Genomic DNA, 14581 nt, shown 5'->3' with positions numbered 1-14581 from the left:
CGGTAGCCCCACGCCATGCGTGGCTGCTCCCGATACGCGCCTCAATGCGCGCGCACCCGCGCCACGATCTTCGCCGCCTGCGCGGCGCTGTCGCGCACCTTGTCCCACTGGCCGTTCTCGATCCAGCCGCCGGGCACCATCCACGAACCGCCGATGCAGACCACGTTCTTCTGTTCCAGGTACTCGGCGGCGGTGTCTTCGGTGATGCCACCGGTCGGGCACAGCTTCAGGTCCGGGATTGGACCGGCCAGGCCCTTGATCATCGCCAGCCCACCCACCGCCGAGGCCGGGAACAGCTTGCACACCCGGAACCCGCGCGCATACAGGGCCAGCATCTCCGTCGGCGAGGCCGCACCGGGCACCACCGGCAGCGCCGCCTGCGCCAACGCATCGGCCATGTGCGCCGGCGTGCCCGGCGTCACCAGGAAATCCGCGCCGGCGTCGATGGACTGCTGCATCTGCTCCACCGTCAGCACCGTGCCCGCGCCCACCACCACGTCGGGCAGCTCGCGCTTGAGCATCGCCAGCGCTTCCATCGCCACCGGCGTGCGCAGCGTCAACTCGATCGCCGGCAACCCGCCTTCCAGCAGCGCGGCACTCACCGCACGGGCCTGGTCGAGGGTATGCACGGTCACCACCGGCAGGATGCCGGCGGCAAGCAACAGGGATTCGGCGCGTTTCTGGTGTTCGGCGATGCTCATGGCGTTGCGTTTCCTTTCTTTCATTGTCTGCAGCGCAAAACCAAGCGCCGGAATGTGTCTGGAGGCAGCGGATGGCCCCGATCAGGACCGTTCTGCGGCAGGGATGCCGCAGACGAGCCTACAGGGATGTATTTACGGCGTGTCCTGATCGGGGCCATCCGCTGCCTCGACCCGGAAACCTACCCGCCGCTCTTGCCTCAGGCGTCCTTCCCCTCATGCGGCGCATCCGCCGCCGCCGCATCATGCCCAAGGTCGTACTCGGCATCGTAATTCCAGATATCGCCCTCGGCCGTCGCCGGCCCGCACGAAATCGAGATCGCGCCCTGGTCGGCCGGCCCCACCACGCGCCGGTTCAGCGCGAACAGGTTGCGGCCCAGGTCGTGTGCCGCCGGTGCCGTGTTCGGCGCCGGCGCGCGCGCGGCGAATTCGGCCGCGTCCACCAGCAGCTCCAGCGTCCCGGCCTCGCCATCGAGCCGGATCATGTCGCCCTCGCGCACCCGCGCCAGCGGGCCGCCGCGCGAGGCTTCCGGGGTCATGTGGATCGCCGCCGGGAACTTGCCCGACGCGCCCGACAGGCGACCATCGGTGACCAGCGCCACGCGGCGCCCCTGGTTCTGCAGCAGTCCCAGCAGCGGCGCCAGCGAATGCAGTTCCGGCATGCCGTTGGCGCGCGGCCCCTGGTAGCGCACCACCGCCACGAAATCGTGCGGCAGCACACCGGCGGCGTGCAGCTTGTTGAGCACCTGCGGCGCATCCACCACCACCGCCGGGGCTTCGATCGTGCGGAACGGTGCCTTCACCGCCGACAGCTTGATCAGCGAACGCCCCAGGTTGCCGCGCAGCAGGCGCAGCCCGCCCTGGGCCTCGAACGGATCGGCCACGCCGCGCACCACGTCCGCATCGGCGCTGTCGCGCACGCCGTCCACGTAGGTGAGCACGCCCTCGCGCAGCGCCGGCTCCTGCCCGTACTGGCGCATGCCGCCTTCGGCCACGGTCTGCAGGTCGGCATGCATCAGCCCGGCGTCCATCAGCTCGCGGAACACGAACGCGGTGCCACCCGCGGCCGCGAAGCGGTTCACGTCGGCGTCGCCGTTGGGGTACACGCGCGCCAGCAGCGGCACCAGCTGGGAGAGCTGGTCCATGTCGTCCCAGGTCAGCACGATGCCGGCCGCGCGCGCCACGGCGATCCAGTGGATGGTGTGGTTGGTCGAACCACCGGTGGCCATCAGGGTGACCACGGCATTGACGATCGCGCGTTCGTCGATGAGCCGGCCCAGCGGCCGGAAGTCATCGCCCAGCGCACTGATCTCCAGCGCACGCTCGCCGGCGCGGCGGGTGAGCGCGTCGCGCAGCGGCGTATCGGGATTGACGAACGAGGCGCCCGGCAACTGCACGCCCATCGCTTCCAGCAGCGTCTGGTTGGAGTTGGCGGTGCCGTAGAAGGTGCACGTGCCGGCGCCGTGGTAGGACGCGGCCTCGGCTTCGAGCAGCTCCTCGCGCGTGGCCAGCCCGGCCGCGTAGCGCTCGCGTACCTCGGCCTTCTGCTTGTTGGGGATGCCCGGGGTCATCGGGCCGGCCGGCAGGAAGATCGCCGGCAGGTGGCCGAAGGCCAGCGCGCCGATCAGCAGGCCCGGCACGATCTTGTCGCACACCCCGAGGTAGACGCTGGCGTCGAACATGTCGTGGCTCAGCCCGATCGCGGTGGACTGGGCGATCACATCACGCGAGAACAGCGACAGCTCCATGCCGCCGCGGCCCTGGGTGACGCCGTCGCACATCGCCGGCACGCCGCCGGCGACCTGCGCGGTGGCGCCCATGTCGCGCGCCACCTGGCGCAGGATCTCCGGGTAATGCTCGAACGGCTGGTGCGCCGAGAGCATGTCGTTGTAGGCGGTGATGATGCCCAGGTTGGGCGTGACGCCACCGCGTAGGCGCGACTTGTCGGTCGGCCCGCACGCGGCGAAGCCGTGGGCAAGGTTGCCGCAGCTCAACCGCGAGCGGAACGGGCCATCGCGCAGCGCGGCGTCGATGCCGGCCAGGTAGGCGGCACGCGAGGCGACGCTGCGCTGGACGATGCGCTGGGTGATGGCATGGAGTTGGGGATGCAGGCTCATTGGCTACCGGCTATGAGGGGGCGAACGGAACAACACCGGGGCAGGTCAGTCACACCAGTGGACGCGCAGCTTGGCGCCGTCGAGATCGATCGCGTTGAGGATGGGATACAGCTGCGGATTGTTGCTTTCCAGCGCCTGCCGGAGCACTTCCAGCTTCTGCTTGCCACGCAGCAGCAGCAGGCGTTGGCGGCTCTGCTTCAAGCCGTGCGGGGTCAGGGTGATGCGCAGCGGCCACTGGTTGGCACCGGGGCAACCGGTGGCATCCAGCGCGGCGTAGGGCAGGGTGCTTTCCAGTGCCCGGGCCAGGTCCCTGGAGCCAGGGAACAGCGAGGCGGTGTGCCCGTCATTGCCCATGCCAAGCACGCTCAGGCACGGCGCCTGGCTGTGCTGGGCCTGCAGGTTGGCCGTATACACGCACTCGGGCAGCGGCTTGCCGATCCGCACCAGCGGGTCGAAATGCGCGCCCTCGGCGCGCCCCAGGAAACTCTCGCGTACCAGCCAGGCATTGCTGTCGCGATCCTGCGGCGACAGCCAGCGCTCGTCCACCAGGCTCACTTCGACCCGGTCCCAGTGCACGTCCAGTTCGGCCAGCGCCTGGTACACCGGCGCCGGCGTGGTGCCACCGGAGAGGAGCATGCGCGCGCGGCCGAAGGTGGTGATGTCCTGGTTGAGGGCCTGCGCCATTTCCGCGGCGATGGCCTCGATCCAGCCGTCGGCATCGCCGTGGCGGACCAGAGTGAAACGATCGGAGGTGTCCAGCGTGTTCATGCGGTGTGTCCTGGCAGGTCGCGCTCGACATCGGCGGCGTAGGCGGCCGCGCCGAGCAGCCCCGCGTGCGGGTGCATCACCGCCAGCGAGGGCACGCGGGCCATGATCGAAGAGAAGCGCCCCTTGTGTTCAAAGCGCTGGCGGAAGCCGGAGTGCTGCAGCGAATCGAGCATCTTCGGGGTCAGGCCGCCGGTGAGGAACACCCCGTCCCAGGCGCCCTGCATCAGCACCAGGTCGCCGGCGATGGCGCCGAACACCGCGCAGAACACGTCCACCGCGCGCATCGCCTGCGGATCGCCGTGCAGCGCGCGGGCGGTGACGTCCACCGGCTGCAGCTGGCCCGGGTCGATGTCGGCCATCTCGCAGACCGCGCGATGGATGTTGACCAGGCCGGGGCCGCAGATCAGGCGCTCGTTGGAGACGCGGCCGAACTGCTCGGAGAGGATCTCCAGGATGCGGATTTCCTCGGGCGTGCCCGGCGGGAAGCTGACGTGGCCGCCCTCGGTTTCCAGCGGATAGCAGCGGCCGTGGCGCAGGATCAGCCCGCCCACGCCGAGCCCGGTGCCCGGCCCGATCACCGCATAGTTGCGCGGCTGGCCCGGCTTGCCCGGCACCCACGCCGCGCCGCCGACCTGGACCACGTCCTGCGGCTGCAGCAGCGAGATGGCCATCGCCTGGGCGGCGAAATCGTTGATCAGGTGCAGCTCGTCGAAGCCGAGCATGTGCGCGGTGCGGGTGCGCGAGATCACCCACGGGTGGTTGGTGATGCGCGCCTCGTCGCCGTCCACGCGCCCGGCCACGGCGAACACGCCGCGGGTGGCCTGGGCACCGACCTGTTCCAGGTAGTGGTGGGCCGCATCGCCCAGCGAGGGGAAATCGGCGACCGCGAATTCACGGATGCTGTCCTGCTGCAGCGGGGCGTCCAGGCTGGTATCGGCAAGCGCGAAGCGGGCGTTGGTGCCGCCGATGTCGGCGACCAGGACCGGTTGGTTCTGCAGCGTCATGCGTCGCCGTCCTTGCGACCGGCATCGGCGTCCACTTCGGCAGGCAGGAAGCCGGCCGCTTCGGCCGGGCCCCATTCGCCGGCCGGGTAGGGCTGCAGCGGCAGGCTGGCGGCCTTCCAGGCATCGCTGACGCTGTCGATCCAGGCCCAGGCGGCGCGCACTTCGTCATCGCGCACGAACAGCGCGTGGTTGCCGTTGAAGGCATCCAGGAACAGGCGTTCGTAGGCGATGCGGCGGTGCAGGCCGGTCGGCACGGACAGTTCCAGTTCCAGCGGGTGCAGTTCCAGCGCGCCCCATTCCGGGCCGGCCAGAGAACTCATCAGGCCCAGCTCGATGTTTTCCTGCGGCTGCAGCTGGAAGACGATGCGGTTGGGGGTGGCGTTGCGACGGTGCGGGCGCTCGAACAGCCAATGGGTGACCGGCTTGAGCGTGACCACCACACGGGTGGTGCGCTCGGCCAGGCGCTTGCCGGTGACCAAGTGGAAGGGCACGCCGGACCAGCGCCAGTTGTCGATGTGCGCGGTGACCCCGGCGAAGGTTTCCACGTCGCTGCCTTCTGGCGGCTGGTAGGCCTGGGCCGGCTGGCCGTTGATGGTGCCGGCGGTGTAGCGGCCGCGCACGCTGTCGCGGGCGGCATGCTTGGCATCGAGCGGGCGCAGGGCGCGCAGCACCTTGACCTTCTCGTCGCGGATGCGGTCGGCCTCCAGCGAGGCCGGCGGCTCCATCGCCACCAGGCACAGCAGCTGCAGGATGTGGCTCTGGACCATGTCGCGCAGCGCGCCGGAGCGCGCGTAGTACGCATCGCGGCCGTCCACGCCCTCGCTTTCGGCCACCAGGATGTGTACCGACTCGATGTAGTTGCGGTTCCACACCGCCTCCAGCAGCGTGTTGCCGAAGCGCAGCGCGATCAGGTTCTGCACCGCCGCCTTGCCCAGGTAGTGGTCCAGGCGGAACACGCGGTCCTCGTCGATCCACTGGCCGATGGTGGAGATGATCTCCTCGGCGCTGGCGCTGTCGCTGCCGATCGGCTTCTCCAGCATCAGGCGGTGCGGGGCGGCCAGTGCGCCCCCCTTGGCCAGGCCTTCGCAGGTGGAGATGTACAGGCCCGGCGGAATGGCCAGGTAGCTCACGCAGTGGCGGCCCACCAGGTCGCTGACCGACTCGGCGACCGAGTCCGGGTTGCGCAGGTCCACCGAGCGGTAGTCGATGCGCGCCAGCAGCGAGGCGATGTCGTCCTGGCTGGCCAGCGGCATGGCCTGCTGCAGGCGCGGGCGCAGGATCTCGCGGAAGCCCTCGGTGTCATGCGGGGACAACGCCAGCGCGCGGACCTTGAAGTCCTCCGGCAGCAGGCCGTCGCCCAACAGGCGCAACAGGGAGGGGAACAGGTAGCGCTGGGCCAGGTCGCCGGTGGCGCCAAACAGGAAGAGGGTGTCGTGCATCGCTCGAGTTTCAGATCCGGGTGACATCGTTGTCAATCGCTTCTCGTCTATGTTCTCGGGGGTGTCGCCGGTCGTGATGTCCGATGTTGCTGGTGCAACATGAACAGGCACGCGCCCGCGCATCATGGAGCATCTTCCGGGCCGCGCGGCAGGGGCGAGCCTGCCGACGGCGCCGCGGTCATGTCCGACCTACGGATAGTGCCACGTGAAAACGTTTACATGGCAGAATGCGCAGACTGTATTCGATTGCAGTGGTCGCCGTCATGCGGCACCACGCCATCGACCTGCCATCGGGAGGGCCGAAGGCAGTTCCGCACAACAGCCCGGCAGCGGGCGGACTGGAATGGGTGATATGGCAAAAGTGCAGTTGCAGGGCGTGCGCAAGGTCTACGACAACGGCCAGGTGGCCGTCCAGGGCGCGACCTTCGAAGTGGCCGATGGAGAATTGATGGTGCTGGTGGGCCCGTCCGGGTGCGGCAAGTCGACCTTGCTGCGCATGGTGGCCGGCCTGGAGGAAATCAGCGGTGGCACGCTGAGCATCGGCGAGCGCGTGGTCAACGACGTGGCGCCGAAGGATCGCGACATCGCCATGGTGTTCCAGAGCTACGCGCTGTATCCGCACATGACCGTGGCCGAGAACCTGGCCTTCGGGCTGAAGCTGCGCGGCCACGACAAGGCCACCATCAGCAAGCGGGTCACCGAGGCGGCCCAGACGCTGGGCCTGACCGAGATGCTGGACAAGCTGCCCAAGGCGATGTCCGGCGGCCAGCGCCAGCGCGTGGCCCTGGGCCGGGCGCTGGTGCGCGAGCCGGCGGTGTTCCTGCTGGACGAGCCGCTGTCCAACCTGGATGCCAAGCTGCGCCACAGCGTGCGCACCGAGATCGCCCAGCTTCATCGCAAGCTGGGCACCACCATGATCTACGTGACCCATGACCAGGTCGAAGCGATGACCCTGGGCCAGCGCATCGTGGTGCTCAAGGACGGGGTGATCCAGCAGATCGATACGCCGATGGCGCTCTACGACCGCCCGGCGAACCTGTTCGTGGCCGGTTTCCTCGGCAGCCCGGCGATGAACGTGCTGCGCGGCACGCTGCAGCGCACCGACAGTGGCATCGCGGTGCAGGACGGTTCACTGACCGCACCGCTCGGCCAGGCCGCGGTGGAGCCGGCATGGATCGGCCGCACGATCGCCGTGGGCGTGCGCCCGGAGCACCTGCAGCCGGCCGGTGCCGGCGACGCCACCGGTTTCGAGGCGACCATCGACGGGATCGAGCCGGTCGGCAACGAGATCTTCGTGAACATGACCAGTGGTGGCCAGGCGCTGGTGATGCGCGTGGCGCCGCAAGCGTTGCCGCAGGTGGGGGAAGGCATCCGCGTGGCGATCCAGCCGCAGGGCCTGCACTTCTTCGATGCCGACACCGGCGAGCGCCTGAACGCGGCGTAGGTCGTAACGCCTGCGGTGGTCGGCACCGCAGGCGTCGCTCAACACTGGATGCCTAGCGCGCCAGGCCGTCCAGCAACGGCAGCGGCACCGCGGCGATGTCCTGGACCGACAACGGGTCCGGGGCGATCTCCAGCGGCAGCACCGCCAGGGCCAGGTCGCCGGCCACGCTGGCCACGGTGCCGATCGCCGCGCCGTTCTGCTGCACCGATGCGCCGCTGGCCACGCCATCGCCCACGCGCAGCAACTGCAGGGCGCGCTTGGCCTTGCCCAGGAAGTGGGTGCGCGCCACGATTTCCTGGCCGGGATAACAGCCCTTCTTGACGCTGTAGCCGTTCAACCGGTCCAGCCCCAGCTGCTGCGGGGTCCATTGCTCGCGCTGGTCGGCGGCCAGGCGCGGCACGCCGAAGCGCAGGTCCGACTGGCGCCAGGCGAGGGCGAAACCGGCCTCCTCGCCGGTGTCGGTCGCCGCCGGTCGCGGGGCGATCCGCAGGGTGCGGGGCAGGGCATCGCTGCCCACATCCAGCTCCAGCGTCTCACCGTCAACGGCGATTGCTGCGCCAGTGGCCGCTTCCGGCGCGGTGAAACTGCCGGCCACGATCCGGTCTTCGCAGACGGTGATCCTGACCTTGCGGCGGAACACGAAACGCTGCAACTGCGACGCAATCGCATCGGCGTCGCCATCGGCGAGCACCAGCAGGATCTGCTCCGGGCTCACCCGGATCAGCTGGAACACAGCAATGGTGCGGCCTTTGGCGCTCAGCCAGGCGCTCCACTGCCAGTGCCGCTCGGGCAGGGCAGTGACATCGCTGGCGAACTGGGCGTGGGCGAACGCGGCCGCATCGATGCCATCCAGACTGAGCAGCTGGTGACCGGAGAGGCGCGGAAAACCGTTGAAATCCATGGGCAGGTTGTCAGGCACGTGAACGGGGTCTAAAATTTGTGCGTTGCGAGACCACCCATGATAGGCCAAACAACCCCCACTCCAGATTCCGACTCCCCAGCCCCGCAGGTCGACCAGGCGCAACCGCTGCCTGAGACCCCCGCGGTGCCCGTGGAGATCGGCGGCCGCGGCGGACTCGATCCGGTGCGGTACGGAGACTGGGAGAAAAACGGACGCTGCATCGATTTTTGATCAGCATTGAGCCAACGCGGCATTGCGCCGCCCAGCCGAGACAACGAGCCCAGCGAATGGCCGCCAGAGAACGTCCCCTTTCCCCGCACCTTCAGGTGTATCGCTGGCAGATCCAGATGGCCACCTCGATCCTGCATCGAGCGACCGGCATCTTTCTGTCTGTTGGAGCCCTGATCATCGCCGGCGGCCTGCTGGCCCTGATGATGGGTCCTGAATCCTGGAACTGCTTCACCGGCCACGCCGGCAGCTGGTATGGGAAGCTCTTCCTGTTCGCATGGACGTGGTCGTTTGCCTACCACCTGTGCAATGGCCTTCGCCATATCGTGCAGGACTTCGCGATCGGCTTCTCGATCCCGGCGTTCGTGCGCAGCAGCTGGATCTCCGTCTTCGCCAGCCTGGTGATCACCGCCCTGGTCTGGGCCTACGTGTTCCTCGGAGCGGCCGCATGAACAAGTTCCGTACCCCGCTGAAGAACGTGCGTGGCCTTGGCGCGGCCAAGACCGGCACCGAACACTTCGTGATGCAGCGCCTGACCGCCACCGCGCTGGTCGGCCTGACCGTGTGGTTCCTGGTGTTCGTGCTGAGCCTGATCGGCGCCGACTACGTGACCGCCACCGACGCGGTGTCCAAGCCGTGGAACGCGGTGCTGCTGGTCGGTTTCCTGGTGGCGATGTTCTGGCACGCCCAGCTCGGCCTGCAGGTCGTGCTGGAAGACTACATCCATAATTCGTTGCTGGCCCTGGCGCTGCAGACCACGGTGAAGTTCATTGCCGTGCTGGGCGCGATCGTCAGTGTTTTTGCGGTCGCCCGCATTGCGCTCGGCGTTGCCTGAGTCCAGGCACCAAGACAGGAATCCAGAGTAGATGTCCGCTTACAAGATTACCGAACACAAGTACGACATGGTCGTGGTGGGCGCCGGCGGTGCCGGCCTGCGCGCCACCTTCGGGCTGGCCGCCAAGGGCCTGCAGACCGTCTGCCTGACCAAGGTGTTCCCGACCCGGTCGCACACCGTGGCCGCCCAGGGCGGCATTTCCGCCGCGCTCGGCAACATGGGCGAGGACGACTGGCGCTACCACTTCTTCGACACCATCAAGGGCTCGGATTGGCTGGGTGACCAGGACGCCATCGAGTACATGTGCCGCGAAGCGATCCCGGCCATCATCGAGCTGGAACACTACGGCGTGCCGTTCAGCCGTACCGAAGAGGGCAAGATCTACCAGCGCCCGTTCGGCGGCATGACCACCAAGTACGGCGAAGGCCCGTCGGCCCAGCGCACCTGCGCGGCCGCCGACCGCACCGGCCACGCCATGCTGCACACGCTGTACCAGCAGTCGCTGGCGCACAACGCGCGCTTCATGATCGAGTACTTCGCCCTCGACCTGATCTTCGATGAGGAAGGCGTCTGCCGCGGCGTGCTCGCGCTGGACATGGCCGAAGGCTCGCTGCATCTGTTCCGCGCCCATGGCGTGGTGCTGGCCACCGGCGGCTACGGCCGCGCGTACTTCAGCGCCACCTCGGCGCACACCTGCACCGGCGACGGCGGCGGCCTGGCCATGCGTGCCGGCATCGCCATGCAGGACATGGAGTTCGTGCAGTTCCACCCGACCGGCATCTATGGCGCCGGCTGCCTGATCACCGAGGGCGTGCGCGGCGAAGGCGGCATCCTGCGCAACAGCAACGGCGAGCGCTTCATGGAGCGCTACGCCCCGCATTACAAGGACCTGGCCTCGCGCGACGTGGTCAGCCGTTCGATGACCATCGAAATCCGCGAAGGCCGCGGCGTCGGCGAGCACAAGGATCACATCCTGCTCGACCTGACCCACCTCGGCCCGGGCGTGATCGACGACAAGCTGCCGGGCATTGCCGAAAGCGCCCGCATCTTCGCCGGCGTGGACGTGCACAAGCAGCCGATCCCGGTGATCCCGACCGTGCACTACAACATGGGCGGCATCCCCACCAATTACCACGGTGAAGTGGTGCGCAAGCGCGGCGACGACAACGACGCCGTGGTGCCCGGCCTGTACGCCATCGGCGAAGCGGCCTGCGTGTCGGTGCACGGCGCCAACCGCCTGGGCTCCAACTCGCTGCTGGACCTGGTGGTGTTCGGGCGTGCGGTGGCCAACCGCTGCGCCGAGACCATCAAGCCGGGCCAGCCGCACAAGACTCTGCCGGCCGATGCCTGCGACAAGGCGCTGGGCCTGCTGGACAAGCTGCGTTACGCCGACGGCGACACCCCCACCTCGGTCATCCGCGACCGCATGCAGCGCACCATGCAGAACGATGCGGCCGTGTTCCGCACCAGCAAGACGCTGGAAGAGGGCTGCGTGAAGATGGCCGAGATCTTCGATTCCTTCCAGGACGTCAAGGTCTCCGACCGTTCGCTGGTGTGGAACTCGGACCTGATCGAAACCTACGAGCTGAACAACCTGCTGCTCAACGCGGTGGCGACGATCAACTCGGCCGAACAGCGCAAGGAAAGCCGCGGCGCGCATGCGCACGAGGATTATCCGGACCGCGACGACGTCAACTGGCAGAAGCACACCATGGTCAATGTCGATGACAAGGGCAAGTGCAGCTTCGACTATCGCCCGGTGCACATGTACACGTTGAGCAAGGACGTGGACGTGGTACCGCCGAAGCCGCGCGTGTACTGAGTACGCCCGGCATGACCACCGGCCACGCAACGCCTGCCACCGCCTCCGCCCCTCGGGCCGGAGCGGTGCGCGCGTGGCGGGCCGGCGGCGTCGATATCCTCAATTTCCATGCAAGCCGCGCCTGCGACGCAGCGCGAGCCGCCTGAGCCAACGAGAACAGCCATGGCCGAGTTTTCCCTCCCCAAGAATTCCAAGATCGGAAAGGGCAAGCACTTCCCCGCCAAGAGCGGTGCGAAGAACACGCGCACTTTCAAGATCTATCGTTGGAGTCCCGACGACGACAGCAACCCGCGTACCGATACCTACGAGATCGACCTGGACAGCTGTGGCCCGATGGTGCTGGACGCGCTGATCAAGATCAAGAACGAGGTCGATCCGACGCTGACCTTCCGTCGTTCCTGCCGCGAGGGCATCTGCGGCTCGTGCGCGATGAACATCGACGGCACCAACACCCTGGCCTGCACCCGCGCCATCGCCGACTGCGGCAAGGCCGAAGTGCCGATCTACCCGCTGCCGCACATGAGCGTGGTCAAGGACCTGGTACCGGACCTGACCCACTTCTACGCGCAGTACGCCTCGATCAAGCCGTGGATCCGCACCCAGACCCCGCCGCCGCCGGATCGTGAGCGCCTGCAGTCGCCGGAAGACCGCAAGAAGCTGGACGGCCTGTACGAGTGCATCCTGTGCGCGTGCTGCTCCACCAGCTGCCCGAGCTACTGGTGGAACGGCGAGCGTTACCTGGGCCCGGCGATCCTTCTGCAGGCCTACCGCTGGATCGTGGATTCGCGCGATGAAGACACCGGTGCGCGCCTGGACGACCTGGAAGACCCGTTCAAGCTGTACCGCTGCCACACCATCATGAACTGCGCGCGGACCTGCCCGAAGGGCCTGAACCCGGCGCTGGCCATTGCCGAGATCAAGAAGCTGATGATGGCGCGCCGCGCCTGATGCAGTCGCGCCGGGCGCTGTCCCGGCGTTGCGGCACCCCGCAAGCACCGCGCCCCGATCCTGTCGGGGCGCTTTGCTGATGGGCGCGCCGTCATGTGCCCCACCGGTGCCCGCGCGTCCCGCGGCGCCGGGTCATGCCATCCAAGGAGTCCCCCGATGGACGAAGCCACCGAACTGAAAAAGCTGCGCTGGCGCTGCCGGCGTGGCATGCGCGAGCTGGACCAGCTGTTTGGCCGCTACCTGGACCGTTGCTGGCTGCAGGCGCCGACCGAAGAGCGCGAGGTTTTCCTGTTCCTGCTGGAGAGCGAGGACGATAAGTTGTGGCGCTGGTTCATGGGTTACGAGGAGTGCCCGCATGCCCAACCGGCCGCCCTCATCGCACGGATCCGCGCCCTGCCGGCTTGAGTGGCGCCCCTCGCGTTGGCAGGCGGCGCTGCAGTGGCTGATGACCGCGCTGGCGCCCTGGGCGCTGTGCAACAGCGCGTTGCCCGCGCCCTGGCGCGCACCGGCCGGCGTGCTGGTGGTGGCGTGCGGCGCCTGGCAGGCCTGGCGCTACTGGCGCATGCCGGCCGAGCAGCTGCTGATTCCCGCCGGCCCGGCGCCGGCGCAGGTGGACCAGCTGCCGGTGGAGGATCTGCAGCTCGCCGATCGCGGCGTATTGCTGGAGGTGGCCTGGCGGCAGGGTGGGCGTCGCCGGCGGCGCCTGTTCTGGCCCGATACGCTGCCCCCGGCGCAGCGACGTGAACTGCGACTGGCCGTCCGCGCGCACTGCATTTCCCGTTCACGTCCGGCAGTGGCACCATAGCCCGAATTGTCCGGCGTACCTGCATGTTCAAACCCATCCCCGTCTCGATCGGCCTGCGCTACCTGCGGGCCAAACGCCGCAACGGCTTTATCTCCTTCATTTCGATGGCCTCCATCCTCGGCATCGCGCTGGGCGTGACCGTGCTGATCACCACCCTGGCGGTGATGAGCGGGTTCCAGAAGGAAATCCGCGACCGCCTGCTGCAGATGACCGCGCACACCACCATCACCAGCGATGGCGCGCCGATGTCCGACTGGCAGCGTGCGGTGGACGTGGCCAAGCAGGACCCGCGCGTGGCCGGTGCCGCACCCTACATCGAGATCCAGGCCATGCTCAGCGGCCCGCGCGTGCAGGGCGCGATCGTGCAGGGCATCGACCCGGCGCTGGAGCCGGGCGTGTCGGTGATCAACCAGAAGCTGGTCAAGGGCCGCTTCGACAGCCTCACCCCGGGCAGCTACAACCTGCTGGTGGGCAAGGAGCTGGCGCTGTGGCTGGGCGTGGACGTGGGCGACACCGTGCTGGTGACGCTGGCCGAAGTGCAGGGCACCCCGGTCGGGGCGATGCCACGGCTGAAACGCTTCACCGTCAGCGGCATCTTCGAGGCCGGCTACAACGAAATCGACAAGGGCGTGGCGTTCGCCAACATGGCCGACCTGGAGCGCGTGCTGCGCATGGACGGGGTCACCGGCGTGCGCCTGAAGCTGCATGACATGGACCACGCACTGGACGTGGGCGTGGACCTGGCCCACACGTTGGGCGGCGGCTACCGGGTCAGCGACTGGACCCAGCAGAACGCCAACCTGTATCACTCGCTGCGCATGGAGAAGGTGGTGATGGGCATCCTGCTCTCGCTGATCATCGCCATGGGCGCCTTCAACCTGGTGTCCTCGCAGGTGATGCTGGTGACCGACAAGCAGGCCGACATCGCCATCCTGCGCACGCTGGGCCTCACCCCCGGCGGGGTGATGCAGGTGTTCATGGTGCAGGGGTCGCTGATCGGCATCATCGGCACGGTGGCCGGCGTGATCGGCGGCATCACCCTGACCTTGAACCTGGAGCGGATCCTCGGCGCGATCGAGACGCTGTTCAACGTCAAGCTGCTGCCCGAAGACGTCTACTACATCACCGGCCTGCCGACGGACATGCAGACCCCGGACATCGTCATCATCACCCTCGTTGCACTGGCCATGAGCTTCCTGGCCACGTTGTACCCCGCGTGGCGCGCCGCCCGCACCCAGCCGGCGGAGGCCCTGCGCTATGAATGAGCCGATCAACCGCGGCGACGAAGTGATCCGGGCCGAAGGCCTGGCCAAGACCTATGCCGAAGGCCGCATGCAGACCCCGGTGTTCAACGGGTTGGACCTGAGCGTGAGCGCGGGCGAGACGGTGGCGATCATCGGCGCGTCCGGCGCCGGCAAGAGCACGCTGCTGCACCTGCTGGGCGGGCTGGATACGCCGACTGCCGGCGAGGTGTTCGTAGCCGGCCAGCGCATGTCCGGCCTGAGCGACGGCCAGCGCGGTGTTCGAGCTGATGCTGGAGTTGAACCGCGCCCACCACACCAGCCTGGTGCT

General features: G+C 68.3%; 16 protein-coding genes. 10 read left to right on the top strand and 6 right to left on the bottom strand.

Annotation, left to right across the window (positions count from 1 at the left end; all coding sequences use genetic code 11):
* Positions 1–41: 41 nt before the first annotated feature.
* From RSA25_RS09120 to zwf, 5 genes are all read right to left on the bottom strand, one after another.
* On the bottom strand, positions 42–701 hold the full coding sequence (locus RSA25_RS09120; protein ID WP_332808575.1) for a bifunctional 4-hydroxy-2-oxoglutarate aldolase/2-dehydro-3-deoxy-phosphogluconate aldolase: 660 nt from the start codon (positions 699–701) through the stop codon (positions 42–44).
* Positions 702–898: 197 nt separating this feature from the next.
* Positions 899–2815 carry a phosphogluconate dehydratase gene (edd, locus tag RSA25_RS09115; RefSeq protein WP_332808574.1) on the bottom strand — a complete coding sequence of 639 codons (1917 nt, stop codon included), beginning with the start codon at positions 2813–2815 and terminating at the stop codon, positions 899–901.
* Positions 2816–2860: 45 nt separating this feature from the next.
* The gene (gene pgl / locus RSA25_RS09110; protein ID WP_332808573.1) at positions 2861–3583 is read right to left on the bottom strand and encodes a 6-phosphogluconolactonase; all 723 of its coding nucleotides are present in this window, start codon (positions 3581–3583) and stop codon (positions 2861–2863) included.
* Positions 3580–4587, bottom strand: a complete 1008-nt coding sequence (gene glk / locus RSA25_RS09105; RefSeq protein ID WP_332808572.1) for a glucokinase — start codon at positions 4585–4587, stop codon at positions 3580–3582. Before glk ends, pgl begins: the two co-directional genes overlap by 4 nt.
* Positions 4584–6026, bottom strand: coding sequence for a glucose-6-phosphate dehydrogenase (gene zwf / locus RSA25_RS09100; protein ID WP_332808571.1), 1443 nt, complete (start codon positions 6024–6026; stop codon positions 4584–4586). Before zwf ends, glk begins: the two co-directional genes overlap by 4 nt.
* A 352-nt stretch (positions 6027–6378) precedes the next feature.
* Here zwf and ugpC point away from each other — a divergent pair, with 352 nt between their 5' ends.
* Entirely contained in the window at positions 6379–7470 is a 1092-nt protein-coding gene (ugpC, locus tag RSA25_RS09095) for a sn-glycerol-3-phosphate ABC transporter ATP-binding protein UgpC (RefSeq protein ID WP_332808570.1), read from the top strand.
* Positions 7471–7522: 52 nt separating this feature from the next.
* Here the strand turns inward: ugpC and RSA25_RS09090 are convergent, their stop codons facing one another.
* Positions 7523–8389 (bottom strand): folate-binding protein, encoded by an 867-nt coding sequence (locus RSA25_RS09090; protein ID WP_332808569.1) that lies wholly within the window; start codon positions 8387–8389, stop codon positions 7523–7525.
* 39 nt (positions 8390–8428) lie between these two features.
* Here RSA25_RS09090 and RSA25_RS09085 point away from each other — a divergent pair, with 39 nt between their 5' ends.
* The 9 genes from RSA25_RS09085 to RSA25_RS09045 all read left to right on the top strand — a co-directional run.
* The gene (locus tag RSA25_RS09085; protein WP_332808568.1) at positions 8429–8602 is read left to right on the top strand and encodes a DUF1674 domain-containing protein; all 174 of its coding nucleotides are present in this window, start codon (positions 8429–8431) and stop codon (positions 8600–8602) included.
* 56 nt (positions 8603–8658) lie between these two features.
* On the top strand, positions 8659–9051 hold the full coding sequence (gene sdhC / locus RSA25_RS09080) for a succinate dehydrogenase, cytochrome b556 subunit (protein WP_256774070.1): 393 nt from the start codon (positions 8659–8661) through the stop codon (positions 9049–9051).
* Positions 9048–9434, top strand: a complete 387-nt coding sequence (gene sdhD / locus RSA25_RS09075) for a succinate dehydrogenase, hydrophobic membrane anchor protein (RefSeq protein ID WP_259204770.1) — start codon at positions 9048–9050, stop codon at positions 9432–9434. The genes sdhC and sdhD overlap by 4 nt, the downstream gene beginning before the upstream one ends.
* A 31-nt stretch (positions 9435–9465) precedes the next feature.
* A complete protein-coding gene (sdhA, locus tag RSA25_RS09070; protein ID WP_332808567.1) occupies positions 9466–11256 on the top strand; it encodes a succinate dehydrogenase flavoprotein subunit in 1791 nt (596 codons plus the stop codon).
* 162 nt (positions 11257–11418) lie between these two features.
* Positions 11419–12204 (top strand): succinate dehydrogenase iron-sulfur subunit, encoded by a 786-nt coding sequence (locus RSA25_RS09065; protein ID WP_332808566.1) that lies wholly within the window; start codon positions 11419–11421, stop codon positions 12202–12204.
* A gap of 156 nt (positions 12205–12360) precedes the next feature.
* Positions 12361–12609, top strand: a complete 249-nt coding sequence (locus tag RSA25_RS09060; RefSeq protein WP_128095617.1) for a succinate dehydrogenase assembly factor 2 — start codon at positions 12361–12363, stop codon at positions 12607–12609.
* Between the two features lie 40 nt (positions 12610–12649).
* The gene (locus RSA25_RS09055) at positions 12650–13009 is read left to right on the top strand and encodes a hypothetical protein (RefSeq protein ID WP_332808565.1); all 360 of its coding nucleotides are present in this window, start codon (positions 12650–12652) and stop codon (positions 13007–13009) included.
* 23 nt (positions 13010–13032) lie between these two features.
* Positions 13033–14274: a lipoprotein-releasing ABC transporter permease subunit gene (locus tag RSA25_RS09050; protein ID WP_332808564.1), complete on the top strand. Its 1242-nt coding sequence runs from the start codon at positions 13033–13035 to the stop codon at positions 14272–14274.
* Positions 14267–14581 (top strand): ATP-binding cassette domain-containing protein (locus RSA25_RS09045; protein WP_332808563.1); only part of this gene is annotated, 315 nt, incomplete at its 3' end. The genes RSA25_RS09050 and RSA25_RS09045, both read left to right, overlap by 8 nt.

This window comes from Stenotrophomonas sp., assembly GCF_036662295.1.
Lineage (GTDB): Bacteria > Pseudomonadota > Gammaproteobacteria > Xanthomonadales > Xanthomonadaceae > Stenotrophomonas.
This window is presented reverse-complemented; position numbering and strand designations above follow the sequence as displayed.